17 protein-coding genes are annotated in these 20889 nt (G+C 66.3%); 6 read left to right on the top strand and 11 right to left on the bottom strand.

The genetic code is table 11. The features are described from left to right. On the bottom strand, nucleotides 1-2631 hold the full coding sequence (gene nirB / locus MUN23_RS02305) for a nitrite reductase large subunit NirB (protein WP_248761912.1): 2631 nt from the start codon (nucleotides 2629-2631) through the stop codon (nucleotides 1-3). Between the two features lie 263 nt (nucleotides 2632-2894). Here nirB and nirD point away from each other — a divergent pair, with 263 nt between their 5' ends. Further along, on the top strand, nucleotides 2895-3257 hold the full coding sequence (gene nirD, locus MUN23_RS02300) for a nitrite reductase small subunit NirD (protein WP_248761911.1): 363 nt from the start codon (nucleotides 2895-2897) through the stop codon (nucleotides 3255-3257). A 7-nt stretch (nucleotides 3258-3264) separates the two neighbouring features. On the opposite strand, the gene MUN23_RS02295 is transcribed toward nirD, so the two are convergent. Further along, nucleotides 3265-5034: a phospho-sugar mutase gene (locus MUN23_RS02295; RefSeq protein ID WP_248761910.1), complete on the bottom strand. Its 1770-nt coding sequence runs from the start codon at nucleotides 5032-5034 to the stop codon at nucleotides 3265-3267. Nucleotides 5035-5146: 112 nt separating this feature from the next. Between MUN23_RS02295 and MUN23_RS02290 the strand changes: the two genes are divergently transcribed. Beyond that, nucleotides 5147-5632: an Rrf2 family transcriptional regulator gene (locus tag MUN23_RS02290; RefSeq protein WP_248761909.1), complete on the top strand. Its 486-nt coding sequence runs from the start codon at nucleotides 5147-5149 to the stop codon at nucleotides 5630-5632. 80 nt (nucleotides 5633-5712) lie between these two features. Here the strand turns inward: MUN23_RS02290 and MUN23_RS02285 are convergent, their stop codons facing one another. Next, entirely contained in the window at nucleotides 5713-6531 is an 819-nt protein-coding gene (locus MUN23_RS02285) for a purine-nucleoside phosphorylase (protein WP_248761908.1), read from the bottom strand. Nucleotides 6532-6658: 127 nt separating this feature from the next. Here MUN23_RS02285 and MUN23_RS02280 point away from each other — a divergent pair, with 127 nt between their 5' ends. From MUN23_RS02280 to MUN23_RS02270, 3 genes are all read left to right on the top strand, one after another. Next, nucleotides 6659-8074 carry an NAD(P)H-quinone dehydrogenase gene (locus tag MUN23_RS02280; protein ID WP_248761907.1) on the top strand — a complete coding sequence of 472 codons (1416 nt, stop codon included), beginning with the start codon at nucleotides 6659-6661 and terminating at the stop codon, nucleotides 8072-8074. Between the two features lie 23 nt (nucleotides 8075-8097). Then, a complete protein-coding gene (locus MUN23_RS02275) occupies nucleotides 8098-8283 on the top strand; it encodes a PspC domain-containing protein (protein WP_056348113.1) in 186 nt (61 codons plus the stop codon). Between the two features lie 61 nt (nucleotides 8284-8344). Beyond that, complete coding sequence (locus MUN23_RS02270) at nucleotides 8345-9043, top strand: HAD family hydrolase (RefSeq protein WP_248761906.1); 699 nt, start codon at nucleotides 8345-8347, stop codon at nucleotides 9041-9043. Between the two features lie 68 nt (nucleotides 9044-9111). On the opposite strand, the gene MUN23_RS02265 is transcribed toward MUN23_RS02270, so the two are convergent. The 4 genes from MUN23_RS02265 to MUN23_RS02250 all read right to left on the bottom strand — a co-directional run bounded on the left by MUN23_RS02265 (nucleotide 9112) and on the right by MUN23_RS02250 (nucleotide 15134). Then, nucleotides 9112-9807: a hypothetical protein gene (locus MUN23_RS02265; RefSeq protein WP_248761905.1), complete on the bottom strand. Its 696-nt coding sequence runs from the start codon at nucleotides 9805-9807 to the stop codon at nucleotides 9112-9114. An 80-nt stretch (nucleotides 9808-9887) separates the two neighbouring features. Next, nucleotides 9888-11450 (bottom strand): FAD-dependent oxidoreductase, encoded by a 1563-nt coding sequence (locus tag MUN23_RS02260; RefSeq protein WP_248761904.1) that lies wholly within the window; start codon nucleotides 11448-11450, stop codon nucleotides 9888-9890. Further along, entirely contained in the window at nucleotides 11447-13660 is a 2214-nt protein-coding gene (locus tag MUN23_RS02255; RefSeq protein ID WP_248761903.1) for a molybdopterin oxidoreductase family protein, read from the bottom strand. Before MUN23_RS02255 ends, MUN23_RS02260 begins: the two co-directional genes overlap by 4 nt. A gap of 1 nt (nucleotide 13661) precedes the next feature. After that, nucleotides 13662-15134 (bottom strand): MFS transporter, encoded by a 1473-nt coding sequence (locus MUN23_RS02250; protein WP_248761902.1) that lies wholly within the window; start codon nucleotides 15132-15134, stop codon nucleotides 13662-13664. Nucleotides 15135-15405: 271 nt separating this feature from the next. Between MUN23_RS02250 and MUN23_RS02245 the strand changes: the two genes are divergently transcribed. Further along, nucleotides 15406-16818 (top strand): MFS transporter, encoded by a 1413-nt coding sequence (locus MUN23_RS02245; protein ID WP_248761901.1) that lies wholly within the window; start codon nucleotides 15406-15408, stop codon nucleotides 16816-16818. 153 nt (nucleotides 16819-16971) lie between these two features. Here MUN23_RS02245 and MUN23_RS02240 read toward each other — a convergent pair whose 3' ends face one another. The 4 genes from MUN23_RS02240 to MUN23_RS02225 all read right to left on the bottom strand — a co-directional run bounded on the left by MUN23_RS02240 (nucleotide 16972) and on the right by MUN23_RS02225 (nucleotide 20888). Further along, on the bottom strand, nucleotides 16972-17703 hold the full coding sequence (locus MUN23_RS02240) for a glutamine amidotransferase (protein ID WP_248761900.1): 732 nt from the start codon (nucleotides 17701-17703) through the stop codon (nucleotides 16972-16974). 94 nt (nucleotides 17704-17797) lie between these two features. Beyond that, entirely contained in the window at nucleotides 17798-18238 is a 441-nt protein-coding gene (locus MUN23_RS02235) for a nuclear transport factor 2 family protein (protein WP_058929593.1), read from the bottom strand. 19 nt (nucleotides 18239-18257) lie between these two features. Then, a complete protein-coding gene (locus tag MUN23_RS02230; protein WP_248761899.1) occupies nucleotides 18258-20072 on the bottom strand; it encodes a biotin carboxylase N-terminal domain-containing protein in 1815 nt (604 codons plus the stop codon). A gap of 129 nt (nucleotides 20073-20201) precedes the next feature. Further along, a complete protein-coding gene (locus tag MUN23_RS02225) occupies nucleotides 20202-20888 on the bottom strand; it encodes a nucleoside triphosphate pyrophosphatase (RefSeq protein ID WP_058929591.1) in 687 nt (228 codons plus the stop codon). Nucleotide 20889 lies beyond the last annotated feature (1 nt).

Here is a 20889-nt window from a genome sequence, read left to right as displayed (position 1 = left end):
CTATACCTCGTTCTCGGCGCGGGGCCGCATGGGGATGGAGGCGCCGATCAGGACCTTGCCCTTCTCTTCCGCAGTGGCAGGCCGCATCTGGCCACGCTCGTCGGAGACAAAGGTGATGGAGTCATCCTTCTGGTCGGGCGCGTTGACGAAGGAACGGAACCGGCGCAGGCGCTCGGGGTCCTTCAGCGTGTCTGCCCACTCGTCCACGTAGGTGTCAACGTGCTTGGCCATGGCGGCTTCAAGTTCCTCGGCGATGCCCAGGGTGTCCTTCACCACCACGTCCTCAACGTGCTTGATGCCGCCGTCGAGCTCTTCCTGCCAGCGCGCGGTGCGCTGCAGGCGGTCCGCCGTGCGGATGTAGTACATGAAGTAACGGTCGATGTACTTGAGCAGGGTTTCATCGTCGAGGTCCTTGGCCAGCAGTTGGGCGTGGGCAGGGGTGGCACCGCCGTTGCCGCCGACGTAGAGGTTCCAGCCGTCGGCCGTGGCGATGACGCCCACGTCCTTGCCGCGGGCCTCGGCGCATTCACGGGCGCAGCCGGAGACGCCCATCTTGAGCTTGTGCGGGCTGCGGAGGCCGCGGTAGCGGAGTTCGAGCTGGATGGCCATGGCCACCGAATCCTGGACACCGAAGCGGCACCAGGTGGACCCGACACAGGACTTCACGGTGCGCAGGCTCTTGCCGTACGCCTGGCCGGATTCGAAGCCGGCGTCCACCAGTTCTTTCCAGATTTCCGGGAGTTCCTCGAGCCTGGCACCGAACATGTCGATCCGCTGGCCGCCGGTGATCTTGGTGTACAGGTTGTATTTCTCGGCCACGGCGGCGATGACGCCGAGCTTCTTGGGGGTGATTTCGCCGCCGGCGATGCGGGGGACCACCGAGTAGGTGCCGTCCTTCTGCATGTTGGCGAGGGCGCGGTCGTTGGTGTCCTGCAGGGTGCCGCGGCCGGCGTCCAGGACGTAGGCGCTGTTCTGGCTGGCCAGGATGTTGGCGATGGTGGGTTTGCAGATGTCGCAGCCGGCGCCGGTGCCGTACTTGGCCATGATCTCCTCGAAGGAGGTCAGTTCCAGGACACGGATGGCGTCGAAGAGTTCCTGGCGGGACAGTTCGATGTGCTCGCAGAGTGCCTTGGAGACCTCGACGCCGGACTTGGTGAGTTCGGATTCCAGCAGCTTCTTGAGCATCGGGACGCAGGATCCGCAGCTGGTGCCGGCGCGGGTGCAGCCCTTGAGCTCGCCAAGTTCCTGGACGGGGGCGTTGCCGTCGCAGGCGCCGCATCCGTTGATGGTGTCGCGGATGGTGCCCGCGGCCACGTTGTTGCAGGAACACAGGATGGCGTCGTCCGGGAGTTCAGTGTCCGGGGCGTCGCCGCCGCCGGCCGCCGTGAGGTAAGCGCCCGGTTCGGCACTGAGTTCGCGGCCCAGCAGCGGGCGCAGGCTCATGTACGGGGATGCGTCGCCGACGAAGATGCCGCCCAGGAGGGTCTTGGCATCGTCGGTGGTGACGATCTTCTGGTAGACGCCGCGGGCGGGGTCGGCATAAACGATCTCGAGGGAGTGCTCGGTCCGGGCGAACGCGTCACCGAAGCTGGCAACGTCCACGCCGGAGAGCTTGAGCTTCGTGGCGGTGTCAAAGCCTGGGAAGGTCGCTCCGCCGCCGTGGAGGCGGTCCGCGACGATCTCGGCCATGGTGTTGGCGGGGGCAACCAGGCCCAGGCACATGCCCTCAAAGTTGGCCACTTCACCGATGGCCCAGATACCGGGTACTTCCGTGGCGCAGAAGTCGTTGATGACCACGCCGCCGCGCGGGCCCAGGCTGAACTGCGGCTCCTCGCCTTCGGCTGCGCGGAAGAGCTCGTCGCGGGGCTTGACGCCGATGGCCACGATGACGAGGTCGGCGGGGATGATCCGTTCGTCAGCCATGAGGACGCCGGTGACCTGGCCGTCGTCGTCGGAGAGGACCTGCGAGGGGAACACGCCGCCGTGGACGGTAAAGCCCTTGGCTTCGATGAGGCGGCCCAGTGACTGGCCCGCGCCTTCATCCAGCTGGGTGTTCATGAGCCACGGCGCGCCGTTGATAACCACGGGTGTGGCGCCGAGCTGTTCCGTGCCTGCAGCTGACTCGAGTCCCAGGAGCCCGCCGCCGATGGTCACGGCATTGATCTTGCGGCCCAGCTTTTCCGTGAGCTCCGCGATGGCCTTGTTGATGGCCCAGACGTCCTCAAGCGTGCGGTAGACATACACGTGCTCGGCGCCGGGGATGGGCAGGCGCATGGCATCCGAGCCGGTGGCAACCACCAGGTCGTCGTATGCAAAGATGCTGCCGGCAGCGGTCTCAACCGTTTTTGCCCCGGCATTGATCTTGACCACGCGCTCGCCGGTCTTCAGAGTCAGGGAGCCGTGGTCCCACATCGAGGCCGAGCCCAGGGTCAGGTCCACGCTGCTGTCCGTCAGTGCCTTGGAGAGCGCCACGCGGTCGTACGGGAGGTGGGCTTCCTCCGTGAGGACTGTGACGTCCCAGCCCTCAAGGCCCCGGGTGTGCATGGCATCGGCGAAGCGGTGGGCAGCAGGGCCGCCACCGGCGACAACGATCCGGCGCGTTGCCGTCTGGGGTGAAGTCTGTTCGGTCACTGTGGGCCTTTCGCATGTGCCGCAGACGATGTTCTGCGACTTTCTCTGACGAGGTGTCCATTCAGACTAGGCAGCCGCAGTTTCGCTTCAGTTTCCCTTATGTTTCGTAGGCTTAACTTCTGCATCACGAACGCGTTTCCGATCGGGTGAGGTCTCTTTTACGCGCCGGACACATTCACTGCACGCCTTTGAAACACCCGTTGCCTAAGTTGTTTGGTACGGCCATAAAGGTGGCCAATCAAGCACGGGGAGAGGAGCCGGACATGACGGCAACACTGGAACTTGGGGCGCTCGCCGCCGACACCGCGACCTGGCACCGGGTCTGCGCCGTGGACGAGCTTGAGCTTGCCTGGGGCGAAGCAGCCCTCATTGAAGGCCGCCAGGTGGCACTCTTCCGGACCGGCCCCAGCGAGGTTTTTGCGGTGGCCCAGGAAGATCCGGCCACCGGCGCCCACGTCATGGCCCGCGGCATTCTGGGTTCACGCGGCACACGCCCCACCATCGCTTCGCCGCTGCACAAAGAGGTCTACGACCTGGAAACCGGCGAATGCTTCGGCACAGCCACGGTGCGCCTGGAAACGTTCAGCACCCGCATTTCCGACGGTTTCATCGAAGTCGAGGTCTAACGACCCCTCAGAGCCCGAGGGCCTCGCGGACATCGTCGAGCACATTGTCCAGGGCGGTCCGGGCTGCCTGCCGGGCTTCCGGCAGTTCGGCCGCTGACTCAACCGGGAGGATTACTTCCAGGTAGCACTTGAGCTTGGGCTCGGTGCCGCTGGGCCGGATGATAACCCGCGTTTCGTCCCGGGTCAGATACAGCAGGCCATCGGTGGGCGGCAGGTGCTCGCTCCCTTCGGCCAGGTCCACGAAGGTTTCAACCGCGGACGAACCGAACGAATCGGGCGGGCTGACCCGGAGCCGGTTCATCATGGCGTCCAGCAGGCCCAGATCCGCCACGCGGATGCTCAGCTGGTCGCTGGCGTGCAGCCCGTGCTGTAGGTAGAGCTCATCCAGGGTGTCGAAGATGGTTTTTCCGTCTGCCTTTGCCGCGGCAGCCAGTTCCGCGATGAGGACAGCCGCGGAGATCCCGTCCTTGTCCCGAACCAGTTCAGGTGCAACGCAATAGCCCAGGGCTTCCTCGTAGCCGTAGACCAGCCCGGGCACCCGGGAAATCCACTTGAACCCGGTCAGCGTTTCCTCATGCGCGTATCCTGCCGCAGCGGCGATGCGGGAGAGCAGGCGCGAGGACACAATCGAATTTGCGAAGACGCCGGCCCCGGCGCCACTGGCTGCTTCAACCGTGCTGCCGGAGGTTTCGTCGGAGCCGGGCGCCAGCCGCGCCACAATGTGTGCCCCCAGCAGCGCGCCCACCTCATCGCCGCGCAGCATGCGCCACGCGCCGGTGTCAGGATCTTTCGCCGCCACTGCAGCGCGGTCCGCATCCGGATCGTTGGCCAGGACAATATCGGCGTCAACACGGGCGGCAGTTTCCAAGGCCAAGTCCAGGGCGCCCGGTTCCTCCGGATTGGGGAAGTTCACCGTGGGAAAGTCGGGATCCGGCTCAGCCTGTTCGGCCACCAGAGTGACATCGGCAAAGCCGGCAGCATTCAGCACCGCCACGGCAGTCTCGCCGCCGACGCCGTGCATGGGCGTCAGGACAATCCGCAGGTCGCGGGACGGGAAGCGGGCCAAATCGGCGAGTGCCGCCGTCGCGCGTTCATAGTCCGCCGCAACCGACGGCTCCAGGACCGTCCAGCCGTCCGCGGCAAGGGTGATGGATTCCAGTGCGCCCACGGCATCGATCCGTGCGGCGATCCGGGTGTCGTGGGGCGCCACGATCTGCGCTCCGCGGCCGCTGTCCTCCACGGCATGGCGGCCCAGGTACACCTTGTATCCGTTGTCCTGTGGGGGATTGTGGCTTGCCGTCACCATCACACCGCCGTCGCAATCGAGGGCCCGCACGGCGAACGCGAGCAGCGGGGTGGGCAGCGCGGACGGCATCAGGAAGGTTTCGATCCCCGCAGCCGTGAAGATGGCCGCCGTTTCCTCGGCAAAGATGTCCGAGTTGTAGCGGGCGTCATAGCCGACGACGGCGCGTGGCCGGGTCCCGGGCGCGGCCTCACCCACGGCATGAACGAGGAAGTCGGCGAGCCCGGCGGCGGCGCGGCGCACCACCACGCGGTTCATGCGGTTTGGCCCGGCGCCCAGGGCGGCGCGGAGGCCTGCGGTGCCGAACTGCAGCGTGCCGCTGAAGCTGTCGGCGAGTTCCTGTGAAGCTGCCGGGGAGCCCTCCTCCGCGAGTTGCAGCAGCTCGGTGAGCTCTGCGGCTGTGGCGGGATCCGGATCTTGGGCCGCCCATTCGCGGGCGTGGCTGAACAAGGAAGCGGCATCGGAGGACGTCATGCGGTCAACGCTATCGTCATTGCTTCAGGAACTGTGCCTGAACACCCGCCTGTGACAGCGGAATGCAGCGAAATCCTTGCAGTAAATTTTCTGGACAAGTAATGTCGCGAATATGAAACTGGGGCAGGGCGTTGAGTGGGGTCTGCATAGCTGCGTCAACATGTCCTGGACCGCTCCGGGGGAGGCCGTCAGCAGCGCACGGCTGGCCGAGTTCTACAAGCTCCCCGCCGCATACCTGAACAAGCAGCTCCAGGCCCTGGTGCGGGCCGGGATCCTGACCTCGGTATCCGGCCCGCGGGGCGGCTTCTCGCTGGCCAGGCGTCCGGACCGGATTTCCGTCCTTGACGTAGTCCTGGCCATCGAAGGAAATGACCATGCCTTCCGGTGCGAAGGCATCGCCAAGGACGCCCCGGGCGGGAGCATGGACGCCGACTACGCCCGCACGTGCCTTATTTCGCAGACCATGCGCCACGCTGAAGTCACCTGGCGGACTGAGCTGTCCCGGCAGAGCATCGCCGGGATTGCCCAGTCCATCGAGCGCCGCTTTCCCGAGGCCCGGGAGTCCACCGTCCTGCAGCTCGTCGGTCCGCGGACCTGACCAGCCCTACAGCAACGCGGGGTCACTACACGCCCAATGGGAATGCCTCCATTGGGCGTGTTTAGTGACCCCGTGCTGTCCTAGAGTTTGGCGATGATCCCAGCCAGCAGTTTGGAAATCCGCGGTCCGGCGGCCTGGCCGGACTCGATGACTTCCTGGTGGCTGAGAGGCATGGCGCTGATGCCGGCAGCGAGGTTGGTGACCAGTGAAATTCCGAACACTTCCATGCCTGCGTGCCGGCCGGCGATCGCTTCCAATGCGGTGGACATGCCCACCAGGTCCGCGCCGATCCGCTTGGCGTACTGGACTTCGGCCGGCGTTTCGTAATGCGGTCCGCTGAACTGGGCGTAGACGCCCTCTTCCAGCGAGGAGTCCACTTCGCGGGCGAGGGCACGGATGCGGGAGCTGTACAGATCTGTCAGATCAACGAACGTTGCGCCTTCCAGCGGGGACGTGGCGGTGAGGTTGATGTGATCTTTGATGAGGACCGGAGTGCCCGGCGTCCAGCTTTCGTTCAGCCCTCCGCATCCGTTGGTGAGGACCAGGGTTTTGCAGCCGGCAGCGGCAGCGGTGCGGATGCCGTGGACCACGGCGCGGACGCCTTTGCCCTCGTAGTAGTGCGTCCGTGCGCCCAGGACCAGCGCGCGTTTGCCCTCCTTGGTCAGGACCGAGCGGATGGTGCCAACGTGCCCTTCGACCGCGGGGGCGTGGAAGCCCGGGACGGTGTCGGCGGTCAGGGTGGCGGTGGTCTCGCCGATGAGGTCGGCGGCTTCGGCCCAGCCTGAGCCCAGGACGAGCGCGATGTCGTGATTGTCCACCCCGGTTTCCTGGGCGATGTACTCAGCGGCGGAGCGCGCGGCGGCGAAAGGGTCCGTGTTCTGGAAGTCTGTATTACTCACTGGTACAAGTTATCGTGCTGGTGCCGCTGTGCACAGTGGCAGCAGCGTCGCGCCGGGCCGCGGACGGCACCGTGACGGGGCACTCTTTATTGGTGGTCCCTGCGCAGATGCGCGAGAATGGTTGATTGTGACTACGCACCCTGATTTCAGCTCACCCCGGATCGCAATCCTCGGAGGTGGCCCCGGCGGATACGAAGCCGCTATGGTCGCTGCCTCGCTGGGGGCTCAGGTCACCATCATCGAACGCGCGGGCATGGGCGGCTCGGCCGTGCTGACCGACGTCGTGCCTTCCAAAACCCTGATCGCCACCGCGGACCTGATGACCCGCGTCGGTGAGGCCGGGGAGCTGGGAGTGAAGTTCGACGTCGACGGCGGCGACTTTGTGCCCGTGATGCGGGCAGATCTCAAGCACATCAACGACCGTCTCCTGGGCCTTGCCCGCCAGCAGTCCCGAGACATCACCACCGGTCTGGAACACCAGAACGTCCGCATCCTGCTGGGTTCGGGCAAGCTCCTGGACAGCCACACCATCGAAGTCGTGACCGCTGACGGCACCGAAATCGTGGAAGCGGACACCATCCTGCTGGCCGTCGGCGCGCACCCCCGCGAGCTGCCCACCGCGCGGCCGGACGGCGAACGCATCCTGAACTGGGCCCAGATCTACAACCTTGACGAGCTTCCCGAGGAACTGATTGTGGTGGGCTCCGGCGTGACCGGTGCCGAGTTCGCCTCCGCCTACAACGGCCTGGGCTCCAAAGTCACCCTGATCTCCAGCCGTGACCGGGTGCTGCCTGGTTCGGACACCGACGCCGCGGAGGTGCTGGAGGAAGTCTTCGAGCGTCGCGGTGTGCGCGTCCTGTCCCGCGCCCGTGCTGAGACCGTCGAACGGACCGACGACGGCGTGGTGGTCACGCTCGGTGACGGAACGAAAGTCACCGGCAGTCACTGCCTGGTCTGCGTGGGCTCCATCCCGAACACCGCCGGCATCGGCCTTGAAGAGGCCGGTGTGGCCCTCACCGAGAGCGGCCATATAAAGGTCGACGGCGTCTCCCGCACCACCGCGCCGAATATCTACGCCGCCGGCGATTGCACCGGCGTGCTGGCTTTGGCCTCTGTGGCCGCAATGCAGGGTCGGATCGCGATCGCCCACTTCCTGGGCGACAGCGTTATGCCGCTCAAGCTTCACCAGGTCGCGTCCAACATCTTCACCTCACCCGAGATCGCGAACGTGGGCGTCTCCGAGGCCGAGATCCAGTCCGGCAAGTACCAGGGCGACATCGTCAAGCTCTCGCTCAAGAGCAATGCCCGCGCCAAAATGCGCAATCACAAGGACGGCTTCGTCAAGATCTTCGCGCGTAAGGGCTCCGGCACCGTGATTGGCGGTGTTGTGGTGGGGCCGAACGCGTCCGAGCTGATCTTCGCCATCTCCCTTGCGGTCACCCAGAAGCTCCACGTCGACGACGTCGCCAGCACCTTCACCGTCTACCCGTCGCTGAGCGGGTCCATCTCGGAAGCCGCGCGGCGCCTGCACGTCCGCATGTAATCGTTCTGCGGTAGCGTGGCCGCATGACTACAGCTCTGGAGCGGCCGCGCCGCGGAAAAATCATCGGTGGCGTCTGCGCCGCCCTCTCAGCCCGGTTCGGGATCCCGAAGTTCCTGGTCAGGCTTGGCTTTGTGATCTTCGGCCTGGTGGGGATCGGCGAGCTCGTCTACATCGCGCTCTGGATCATGATCCCGAAGGCCCCGGCCTAGGGCAACGCTTGCCTGGACCAGGGTTCGGGCGGGGAAGCGCGACAGCCGCTACTCTTGGTGCGTGGAAATTCGAGCTGTCCTCTTCGATCTGGACAACACCCTGTTCGACCATCCGGCATCTGCACGCGCCGGATTCGACGCGTTCCTTCGGCACCTTGGAAGAGAGCAGTCGGAAGAACTTACACTTTCATGGCTTGAAATCGAACAGGTCAACTACGACCGGTTCCTGAGCAAAGAGCTCTCGTTCCATGAACAGCGCCGTGAGCGGCTCCGCCAGTTTCTTCCGCTGACCGGACTTGCTATTCCCCAAACAGACACCGGGCTCGACGAACTCTTCGCCATCTACCTTCAGAATTATGAGGATGCGTGGACGGCGTTCCCGGACGCTGCACCCGCCCTGTGGAGCCTCCGGGACGGCGGCATGCTGGTCGGCGTCGTCACCAACGGGAACCACAACCAGCAAACATCGAAAATCAGCAGGATAGGCCTCGGCCCGCTCATAGACCGGATTTTCAGCTCGGAACTAACAAGCCACGCGAAACCGGCACCAGAGGCCTTCACGCAGCCCTGCAAAAGCATGAAAATAGCGCCTGCCCAGACCCTCTATGTCGGGGACAACTACCGTGTCGACATCGAAGGAGCCCAAAACGCCGGACTGCACGCCATCCACCTCAACCGTGACGGCGCTGGGGATCGTGGGGCAATCCAAAGCCTTGCGGAACTGGCTCCACTTCTTGTCGGCGAAACCCCTTTCACCTAGGTTGGTCCAGCGCACGGAATACGGTTTCGCAGGCTCGTGGCCGCTGTCGGGGATCCCGGAGACACCGACTAAGCCAAGGCGTAGGGCGGGACCGTGCTGCCGGCTGCAATTGGGGTGAACCAGCCGTCGAAACTCAGCTTCCCGGCGTCGATTTCCGGGATGCCAAGGCTGTCCGAGTAGAGAGCCGGACTATCCGCCTCCTCCAACAGGACTTCCTCGACCTGTGCCCGCCAGCCTTCCGGGAGGTCGAGTTCATAGATGTCCTCGGTGATTTCCGCCTGATCGAGCAGGCAGCGGACGGCGAGCTCTGCTGCGAGGCATCCGGGGGCTGTCCAGCCGCGGACCAGCGATGCCGTTACATCGGAAGCGACCACGAGGAACTTCCGGGTAAACGTCGCGTCGTAGCTGGCGGCGAACTGAGGCGGCAGCGAGGACAGCACAGAGGAACCGGCGACGTCAGACGGAGTAACCGCATCCAGGGCGGTCAGGGTCCCCAGATCGCGGAAGAGCTGGTCAACGAGAATGCCCGACGAGTTCCACAGGAGGCCTGCCAGCAGGAGTGTCTGGCTCACAGCTGTTTTCCGGTCTTCCGGCGAGACCGCGGCCATTTCGTCCAGGTCTTCCGGCTCGAACTGCAGCCGCTGTTCCGGCGTCATGTCATCCGGGTGCGGATCAAGGCCCAAGAGTTCCAGGCTCAGTCCGGTCAGTTTCCCGGCGTCGGCCAGCAGTTCTTCGGTGATGTCGTCTTCTTCGTCGGCATTCATGGCCCCGATGCTACCTGCCATCCGTTCCGGGTCCGATTCCGTGACGCGCACATGTCCGGGCTCCCCGGCTTCAGGACAGGTCAGGCGGCGGGAGCCGCCTGGAAGTGTTTTTCAATGAGCCCCTTGATGTCCTCGTGGCAGCCGCCGCAGCCGGTGCCGGCGCGGGTAGCCTTGGACACCTCGGCCACGGTGGAGCAGCCATCCGCCACGGCACCCTGGATCTTGGCGCCGCTGACTCCGGCGCAGCGGCACACGGTTCCTTCCGGATCGGCGGGACCGGACGCGGCCAGCTGGTCCGGTCCGTCCAGGCGCAGCAGCAGCGACCTGTCGGCTGGCAGTTCAGCACCGCGCTCAAACAATCCCACGAGCTCGGCGGCGGTCCGCGGCATGCCCACGGCCACCAGGCCTTCCAGCACCCCGCCGCGGGTGGTCATCTTCACGTAGCGGCCGTGTTCCGGATCGGCCCACTGGGCGATCTGAAGGCGCGGCCGGCCGTTCACGGCGCCCGCGGTGAGCACGTCTTCATCCCATGGCTCGGCACCGTTGTCGCCGGCCACCGCCATGTTCATGCCACGGGCCTTCAGCACAATCACGGCGGCCTGTTCCTGCGGCAGCTCCTGCAACGCGTCGGCTTCCCCCTGCGTGCCGGTGGCCAGCAGCGTCAGGTATTCGGCCAGCCATTCTGCCTGCCGCCACCCGGGTCCCACCAGGCCGGACGGGCCCTTCGCCGTGCGGCATTCGCCGCAGGCGGGGTCCGGGCAGCGGACCTCGGCGCAGTCGCCGATCGCGAAAATGTGCGGCTCGTGGTGGGCACGCAGCCGGTGGTCCACCAGGATGCCGGTGCCGGTGGACAGGCCGCAGCCCTCGGCGAGCTCGGTCCGGGGACGGACGCCGCACGAGATGACCAAGAGATCGCCGTCGATCGCCGAGCCGTCATTGAGCAGCAGCGCCGAGAACCCGCCGTCGGGCGCGTTGTGCTCCACCCCGGTGGACCGGGCGTTGCCGGCCATCCGCACGCCGCACCGGCGCAGGCTGGCGGCGAGGACCGCGCCGCCGCCGCGGTCGATGTTGCGTCCCAGCGGGTGCGGCCCGTTGTGCACCACCGTGACGGTGGCGCCTTCCTCGGCAGCCGCGAGGGCTGTCTCGAGGCCCAGGACGCCGCCGCCCAGCACCACAACACGCTTGCCGCCGTCGACCGCTGCGCGCAGAACCGAAGCGTCGCGGAGGTCCCGGAGCGCCGTGACGCCCGCCGGGAGGACGGGGGAGGCAGGGTCCGGGTTGATGCCGGTCAGGTTGGGGATGACGGGCCGGGAACCGGTGGCGAAGACCAGTCGCTCGTAGTGGGCGGACGTCCCGTCGGTGAGGAGTACCTGCTGGCGGGCACGGTCCACGCGGCGGACCCGAACGCCGAGCCGTACGTCCACGCCGTCTGCCACCAGGGCTGCGGCGTCGGAGAGGGCCAGGGCATCGGCAGTGGTGCGCCCAACGCCCAGATCAGCCACCAGCACCCGGTTGTACGCGGCCTCGGTTTCCTCGCCCACCACTGTCAGGCTGACGTGCCCGTCGCGGACCGCGGGCAGCAGCTCATCGATCAGGCGGGCAGCCACCGGGCCGAAACCAACAATGACAATCTGCTCACTCATGAGGCCTCCGATGTCTGAAGAACACTGTTCTGAAGTCCGTTGGCCGCAGCCCGGACCCACACCTTGTTGAACTTGAACTCGGGCATCCCGGAAATGGGATCCGTTGCCGCCTCGGTGAGGCGGTTGGCGCTTTCAAGTTCCGGAAAATGGAACGGCAGGAAAACCGTCTCGGGCCGGATGGCCGTGCTGAGTTCCGCCCGGCAGAGCACCTCGCCGCGTTCGTTGGCTACCGAGACAATGGCACCTTCGGTGATGCCCATGGCGGCGGCGGCGGCGGGGTGGATCTGAATTTTCGCCTCGGGCTGGGTGGCCAGCAGCTCGGACACGCGCCGGGTCTGGGCCCCGGACTGGTAGTGCTCCAGGAGGCGGCCGGTGATCAGGGTCATGGTTTTCGCGGCCGGGTCCGGGTTGGCGGCCGGCGTACGACGGCGGCGGGGCGTCACCGGGGTCATGACCGCCTTGCCGCCGGCGTGGGCAAACGTGTCCAGGAAGAGCCGGGGTGTTCCGGTGCTCCCCGCCGGGTAGGGCCAGTAGGCAGCTTCGCCGCGGTCCAGCATGGCGTAGTCGATGCCGGAGTAGTCTGCGTGCCCGCCGGCCGAGGCCAGCCGCAGTTCCTCAAAGACCGTTTCCGGATCCTCGCTGTATGTGGACGGGGCCTCGAGCGCTTCTGCGAGCCGGGCCATGATCCACAGCTCACTGCGTGCGCCCGCTGGTGGCTGCAGGGCGCGGCGGCGGCGCAGGACGCGTCCTTCCAGGTTGGTGAGGGTGCCTTCCTCTTCGGCCCACTGGAGGACCGGCAGGATGAGGTCGGCTTCCGCGGCGGTCTCGGACATAAAGAAGTCGCAGACCACCAGGAAGTCCAGGCCGCGGAGCCCGGCGATGACGGCGTTCGCATCGGGGGAGGCCACCGCGATGTTGGAGGCGTGCACAAAAAGGCACCGCACGCCGTCGGGCTGTCCCAGCGACTTCAGCAACTGGACGGCGGGCAATCCCGGCCCGGGAATGGTTTCCTCGGGGACGCCCCAGACGCCGGCCATGTGGGCGCGCGCGGCGGGGTCGGTGATCTTCCGGTAGCCGGGCAGCTGGTCCGCCTTCTGGCCGTGCTCGCGGCCGCCCTGGCCGTTGCCCTGGCCGGTGAGGGTGCCGTAGCCGCTGCGGCGCGAGCCGGGCAGGCCCAGCAGGAGGCTGAGGTTGATCGCGGCGGTGGCGGTGTCGGTGCCGTCCACGTGCTGTTCCACACCGCGTCCGGTGAGGATGTAGCTGCCGCCCTTGCCCGCGCCGTCGGCGAGCCTGCGGGCGGTTTCGCGGATGAGCTCGGCCGGGACACCGGTGAGGGACTGGACGCGTTCGGGCCAGAACGAGTTGACGCTGCGTACCACGGCCTCGTAGCCGGTGGTGCGTGCTGCGATGAAGTCTTCGTCGGCCAGGCCTTCGTGGATGATCACGTGCGAGATGCCCAGCAGGAGGGTGAGGTCGGTGCCCGGCAGGGGCTGGAGGTGAAGGCCGCCGCCGTCGGATGTGAACTTTGCCGTGGCTGAACGGCGCGGATCCACCACGATCAGCCCGCCGGCGTCGCGGGCACCCTGGAGGTGCTGCACAAACGGCGGCATGGTTTCTGCCACGTTGGAGCCGAGCATCATGACGGTGCTGGCCGTGTCCAGGTCTGCCAGCGGGAACGGGAGGCCGCGGTCCAGGCCGAAGGCGCGCATCCCGGCGGCCGCGGCGGAGGACATGCAGAAGCGGCCGTTGTAGTCGATGCGTGAGGTGCCCAGGGCCAGCCGGGCGAACTTGCCCAGCATGTAGGCCTTTTCGTTGGTGAGGCCACCGCCGCCGAAAACCCCGACGGCGTCCTTCCCGTAGCGTGCCTGCGTGTCCTTCACGGCGGTGGTGACCAGCGCCAGGGCCTGGTCCCAGCCGATGGGGCGGTGGACGCCGTCGGCGCCCTTGAGCAGGGGTTCGGTGACCCGTCCGGGGTGGTTGAGGAGTGTGGCTGAGGTCCAGCCCTTGCGGCAGAGGCCGCCGCGGTTGGTGGGGAAATCCCGCCCGCTGACCTCCAGGAGCGGGCCTGGTGCGGAGGCCGGCTCAGCGGCTTTCGCGGGCACGGGGACTGACCCCGGCTCGGAAGCCGGGGTCTGTACCGCTGGTGACGTGAGCGTCATGGCGCACTGCAGGGCGCAGTAAGGGCAGTGCGTGTCGGCGCTTTTGGTCATGTTAGACGTGTCCCATCGCATTTCGGTTGGCGTTGCGGATGTAGCAGAACCAGCAGACCGCCAGCATTACTACGTAGGCTCCGACGAAACCGTAGAAGGCCGGGGTGTAGGAGCCGCTGGCTGTGTTGGAGGCGTTCAGGACCTGCGGGATAACGAAGCCGCCGTAGGCGCCGATGGCCGAGATCAGTCCGAGGGCCGATGACGCCAGCCGCTGGGTTTCAACCGTGCTGGCACCTGACTTCGCAGCCCGGCTGGACGTTGCGAAGATGATGGGGATCATCCGGTAGGTTGCGCCGTTGCCGAAGCCGCTGGCCGTGAAGAGCATCAGGAAGAGGACCAGGAACAGCCAGAAGTTCTTCAGCGGCAGGGTCCAGATCATGGTCAGGGTGATCACGGCCATGGCGGCGAATGCTGCCACGGTCATCCGGGCCCCGCCCATGCGGTCAGCCATGCGTCCGCCGTAGGGGCGGGCGAGTGAACCGACCAGCGGGCCGAGGAAGGCCAGCGAGAGTGCCACGGTGCCGACTCCGATGGAGGAGAAGGCCGGGAAGTAGTCCTTGATGAGCTTGGGGAACACGCCTGCGAAGCCGATGAACGAACCGAAGGTGCCGATGTACAGCAGTGCCATGATCCACAGGTGCGGTTCCTTCAGTGCCGCGACCGAGCCGGCCACGTCACCCTTGGCACTGGTGAGGTTGTCCATGTACTTCCAGGCACCGAAGGCGGCGATCAGGATGAACGGGATCCACATCCAGCCGGCCATCGGCAGGTTGACGCTGCCGACGGCGAGCAGGGTGATCGCAATCGGGACGGCGAGCTGTGCGACGGCGGCACCCATGTTGCCGCCGGCGGCGTTCAGGCCAAGGGCCCAGCCCTTCTCCCGTGCGGGGTAGAAGAAGGTGATGTTGGCCATGGAGCTGGCGAAGTTGCCGCCGCCGAAGCCTGCAAGTGCTGCCACGAGCAGCATGACCCCGAACGGGGTTTCCGGATTGGAGACGCAGAGTCCCAGTCCGACGGCGGGAATCAGGAGCAGGAGCGCGGACACGATGGTCCAGTTCCGGCCGCCGAAGCGGGGAACCATAAAGGTGTAGGGGATCCGGAGGGTGGCGCCTACCAGGCTGGGCATGGAGATCAGCCAGAAGATTTCCGAGGTTGTGAACGTGAAGCCGGCTGCCGGTAGCTGGACCACCACGATGGACCAGAGCTGCCAGACCACAAAGCCGAGGAACTCGGCGAAGATGGACCAGTTCAGGTTGCGCCGGGCGATGGTCCGGCCGGCGGACTCCCACTGCTCTTTGTTCTCGGCGTTCCAGTTGGCGATCCAGCGGCCAGGGCGGAATTCAAGGGCGGGGGCGTCGGTTGTACGGGTGGAGGGCTGCGCGCTGGCGGATGAGGACACGCCTCCGTGCAGCGGGTCGGTGTCTATATCTACGGAATTGCCGGTGCCGGCATCTGCGTTGCGGTCAACAGTCACGGTGGACCTCCTCATGGGGGATGTTGTTCTTCCACGGTAGAGAACGTGCGTTTCACGGACAGTCGCCGTTTGTTAACGCGCTGTGACATTTGCCTATCGGCAGCCTTCGGGCGGCGTGAGGATTGTTAGCGGACCGAAGGGTGAGACGTCCGCCACTAGTCCACATGATGGACATTTCGTCCATTGACTGGACGGCTGGAACTAGTATCGAACTCTAACTACTGCGCGCCGGGCCTCATCAGGCCCGGCCGGTTCTCAGGAAAGAGTTCCTATGTCATCCATACAAACCACCGTGGAGCCAGGATCCCCCAAGGCGGTGAACTCACGCGGCCGCGTGATTGTGGCCAGCCTGATCGGCACCACCGTTGAGTTCTACGATTTCTACGTCTACGCCACCGCCGCCGTACTCGTCTTCCCGGCACTGTTCTTCCCCAACCAGAACGAGACCACCCAGCTGCTCAGCTCCTTCGCTGTCTTCGGCGTGGCCTTCGTTGCCCGCCCGCTGGGATCCATCGTCTTTGGCCACTTCGGCGACAAGTTCGGCCGCAAGGGCACCCTGGTGGCCTCGCTGCTGACCATGGGCATTGCCACCTTCCTGATCGGCTGCCTGCCTACTGCGCTGGTCCCGGGCTGGCAATTCTGGGCTCCGGCACTGCTCGTTGTTATGCGCTTCGCCCAGGGCCTCGCCCTCGGCGGCGAATGGAGCGGCGCTGCCCTGCTGGCCACCGAAAACGCCCCCGCCAACAAGCGCGCCATCTACGGTACGTTCCCGCAGCTCGGTGCACCCATCGGCTTCATCATCGCCAACGTGATCTTCCTGGTGGCCAGCTATGCCCTGACACCGGCCGACTTCCTGGCCTGGGGCTGGCGCGTGCCGTTCCTGCTCAGCGCCGTCATGGTGATCATCGGCCTGTACGTCCGCCTCAAGCTGATCGAAACGCCGGCTTTCACCAAGGTGCTCGAATCCAATGAGGTGGCCAAGCTGCCGCTGGCCCGGGTCTTCAAGACCAGCTGGCGTCCGCTCATCCTGGGCACGTTCATCATGCTCGCCACGTACGTGCTCTTCTACCTGATGACCACGTTCACACTGACCTACGGCACCCGCGCCTCCAGCCTGGATACCGCCAAGGCTGCCGCCGAGAAGGCCGGCAAGCCGATGTCCGAGGCCGCCGCGGCGGCGTTTGTTCCCGGCCTGGGCTTCACCCGCAACGACTTCCTCTGGATGCTGATTGCCGGCGTCGTCTTCTTCGGCATCTTCACGCTGGTTTCCGGACCGCTGGCAGAGAAGTACGGCCGCCGCAAGATGCTGCTGGCCGTCACGGGTGGCATCTTCGTCTTCGGCCTCCTGTTCGTCCCGCTGTTCAGCGGCGGCTTCGTGGGCACCATGGCCCTGCTGGTCATCGGCTTCTCGCTGATGGGCCTCACGTTCGGTCCCATGGGTGCGCTGCTGCCTGAACTGTTCCCCACCAATGTGCGCTACACGGGATCCGCCGTCAGTTACAACGTGTCCAGCATCCTGGGTGCTGCGGTGGCTCCGTTCATCGCCGTCGCGCTCTGGGAGCTGGCCGACGGCAGCCCGGTCCTAGTGGGTGTCTACCTGACCGCGATGTCCGTGCTGACCCTGATCGCGCTGTTCGTGAGCAAGGAAACCCGCGACCTGGACTACGAGAACAACGTAGCCTGACGCCCCGCCGTCGGGCGTTCCAGCCCGGTTGCTGACAGAAATGCCCGGCGTGTTCCCCCGATATTGCGGGGAGCGCGCCGGGCATTGCTGTGTCCGGGCGGGACCAACCGGGGAGGAGCGTACGGCGGCGGCGCTCGCCACCCGTCGGCAGGCTCAGCCGGCGTAGAGGGCCACGAAGTTTCGGAGGATCTTCATGGGCTCCGTGGCGGTGTACGTCCGCGCGTCAGCCATGAGCTCCTCGGCGGACTCCGGCGGGAAATATCCGGCATGCCGGTAGATGTCGATCCGGGTGACCAGCCCCTCCGCGTCCAGTTCCGGGTGAAACTGTGTGGCGTACAGGTTCTGCTTGATGCGGAACATGTGGACGGGGCAGGCCTGGGAGGATGCCAGCAGCACCGCGTGGGAGGGCAATCTGGTGCATGCCTCCTTGTGCCCGGTGAAGGCGGTGAAACGCCGTGGCATCCCGTGCAGGAGCGGATCCGCGAGCCCCGCCTCCGTCAGCTCGATTTCCACCCCGCCCAGCTGTTCGCCGAAGGTCCTGTCGATCACGGCGCCCTGATGCCTGCCCAGAGTCCCCACCCCGTAGCACGCGCCCAGGAACGGAAAGTCCTGGGCCACGATCCGGTCCAGCAGCCCGGCCAGTTCCCGCTCCACCCGGTGCTGGGTTTCGCTCTTGTGGTCTGCCGGGTCGCTGGACGTGAAGGGACTGCCGCCCACAATCACCGCCGAGTAATCGTTCAGGTCCAGTTGCGGCAGGGGAGCGGCCTCAAGCCGGACACGCCTCAGCTGCGCAGGGGTCAGTTCGCCATACCTCAGGTACGCCTCATACTCTTCCTCTGCGGCGGCGTCTTCAGCCCGGGAGGCGAGGAGGAGGAAAGGCTTCACACGCTAAGTGTGCCTTTCGCCCCAGCTCAACGCCAGAGGACTCAGCGCCAGCCTGCGGTTGGCGCCGGAGCACAGCCCCGGCGCCAGAGCGACGTCAGTGGCTGGCAGGCTGCGCGAAGGATCGCCGGGACTGCGGCTGCGCGGCCGGGTCTGCGTGGCGGTGGACCAGCTTCCAGTAGCCTTCTTCGCGCCGGAAGATGCTGGTCACACGGAGCGCGAATTCCTCTGGCGCTGCGGCGCTCTCCAGCCGGGCACGGAAGTGTTCCGTTTCCACCAGGTAGGCCGTGTCGCGTGCGGTGTAGGAGGTGATGGTGTCGAACCCGAGCATCTCGCCGTCCTGGAACTGCCGGGACGCCTGGTCCAGCCGGGCCTCCACCTGGGCCCAGCCACGTGCGATGCCGCCGAACGGGTTGGCCAGCGTGACGTCGTCGAGCCTGGAATACAGGTCCTTGACGGCGCCGGGATTCCCGCGGGTGATTTCCGGAACCGCCAGGTGGTAGCGGTCTACTTCTTCTTCAAAACTGGGTGCGAGCATGGGGTGCCTCCGGCAGGGTCTAGTCTTCGATCGTGGCGATGACGGCGCCGGCCGAAACCGTCTCACCGGCCACTGCGCTGAGTCCGGTGATGATGCCGGAACGGTGCGCGGTCAGGGGCTGTTCCATCTTCATCGCTTCGAGAACCACCACCAGGTCACCCTCGGACACAACGTCGCCGTTGGCCACGGCAACCTTGACGATGGTGCCCTGCATCGGGGAGGTCAGCGCGTCGCCGGCGGCGGCCGCAGCCGCTCCGCCGGAACGGAGGCGTTTCTTGGACTTGTTGGACTTCGCGCCGGCGGCGGAACCCGCCCCGATCGAACCAAGGGAGGCCGGCAGGACAACCTCGAGGCGCTTGCCCCCCACTTCAACCACCACGCGCTGGCGTTCACCGGCGTCGCCACTGGCTTCAGCGGTTCCGTCCGGCGTCCAGGCGGGAATGTTGTTGACGAATTCGGTTTCAATCCAGCGGGTGTGGATGCTGAAAGGCCCTTCCGCCGGCGCAAAAGCGGGGTCCGAAACAACGGCGAGGTCGAACGGGATAACGGTGGGGATGCCCCCCACCACCATTTCCTCCAAGGCGCGCCGCGAACGCTGCAGGGCCTGGGCACGGGTGGCGCCGGTGACGATCAGCTTGGAGAGCATCGAGTCGAAGTTGCCGCTGATGACATCGCCCTCCTCCACGCCGGAATCGATCCGGATGCCGGGGCCTGTGGGGTTCTTCAGGGTGGTGATGGTGCCGGGGGCGGGCATGAAGTTGCGGCCCGGGTCCTCGCCGGTGATGCGGAATTCGAACGAGTGGCCGCGGACCTCGGGGTCGCCGTAGCCGAGCTCCTCGCCGCGGGCCAGCCGGAACTGTTCGCGGACCAGGTCGATCCCCGTGACCTCTTCGGAGACGCAGTGCTCCACCTGGAGGCGGGTGTTGACCTCGAGGAAGGAGATGGTGCCGTCCTGGCCCACCAGGAACTCGCAGGTTCCGGCGCCCTGGTATCCGGCTTCCTTCAGGATCGCCTTGGAGGATTCGTAGAGGCGGCGGTTCTGCTCTTCGGTGAGGAACGGGGCCGGTGCTTCTTCAACGAGCTTCTGGTTGCGGCGCTGCAGCGAGCAGTCACGCGTAGAGATGACAACGACGTTGCCGTGGGCGTCCGCGAGGCACTGCGTTTCGACGTGGCGCGGGGCGTCCAGGAAGCGTTCGATGAAGCACTCGCCGCGGCCGAAGGCTGCAGTGGCCTCACGGACGGCAGACTCGAACAGCTCCGGGATTTCTTCGCGGGTGCGGGCCACTTTGATGCCGCGGCCGCCGCCGCCGAAGGCTGCCTTAATGGCCACGGGCAGGCCGAACTTGTCCACGAACTCGAGGATTTCCTCGGCGGACTGCACAGGATCGGCGGTGCCGGGGACCTGGGGGGCGCCCACTTTCTCCGCGATGTGGCGGGCCTGCACCTTGTCGCCGAGGGCCGAGATGGCCTCGGGGGACGGGCCGATCCAGGTGATGCCGGCCGCGATGACCTTGGCGGCGAACTCGGCGTTTTCGGCGAGGAAGCCGTAACCGGGATGGATGCCGTCGGCGCCGGACTGGCGGGCAACGTCAATGATCTTGTCCATCACCAGGTAGGACTCCGCGGCGGTGTTGCCACCGAGGGAGTAGGCCTCGTCGGCCAGCCTGACATGGAGCGCGTCGCGGTCCGGATCGGCGTAGACAGCCACGGAGGCAATGCCCTCGTCGCGAGCCGCGCGGATGATGCGCACTGCGATTTCGCCTCGGTTTGCGATCAGCACCTTGGTGAGGTTCGATTGCACGGGACTAGCGGACTGCTCCAAATTTGCTGACAAGGCGTCTCCTTCTTTCCTTCAGGGAGCCTAGCGCGATTTTGTGGGTTCCGCCGATATTACTTGCGGTTTCCGCGTGTAAACGGGCGCGGCTTTGTAGGGAACCTACAATTGGTCGGAAAATCGCCGCAATTATTCGGCGGACCACAGGTCCGTGATGCGTACGTTGGCGTGCCCGAGGAGACTGCGCAGCGTGGAGACTGACAGCCCGACGACGGCGTGCGGGTCCCCGTCCACCTTCCGGATGAACGCGCCGCCCAGGCCGTCGATAGTGAACGAGCCGGCGCAGTGCAGCGGTTCGCCCGTGGCGATGTACGCGTCGATCTCTTCCGGATCCATCTCGGTGAAGTGGACCTCGGCGGAGGCGACCGCCCCGAGCGTGGCGCCGGATCCCGGTGCCGTGATGCCGCCGTCGGCCGCTGCGTCGGTGCCTATCTCGGCGGGCTCGTCATCGGCTGCCGTCGCGCGGCAGTCCACCAGCCAGTGCCCGGTGTGCAGGACACCGCTGTTGCCGCTCATCCGCAGCATCCGTTCGCGGGCGACGGCGGCCGTGTACGGTTTGCCGTGCGCCTCGCCGTCGAACTCGAAGACGGAGTCGCAGCCGATGACCAGCGCGCCCTCCGCTTCCGGCAACGCGGCTACCGCCTCGGCCTTGGCGCGGGCCAGCAGCAGCGCTGTATCGTGCGGATCCGTGACGCCGTAGCGGGCCTGGACCGCGTCCTCGTCCACGTCGGAGACCAGCACGGAGTGCCGGATACCGGCGTCGGCCAGGAGCTTGGTGCGGGCGGGGGACTGGGAGGCGAGGATGAGGCGGGTCACC

Source organism: Pseudarthrobacter sp. SSS035 (assembly GCF_023273875.1).
Lineage (GTDB): Bacteria > Actinomycetota > Actinomycetes > Actinomycetales > Micrococcaceae > Arthrobacter.
This window is presented reverse-complemented; position numbering and strand designations above follow the sequence as displayed.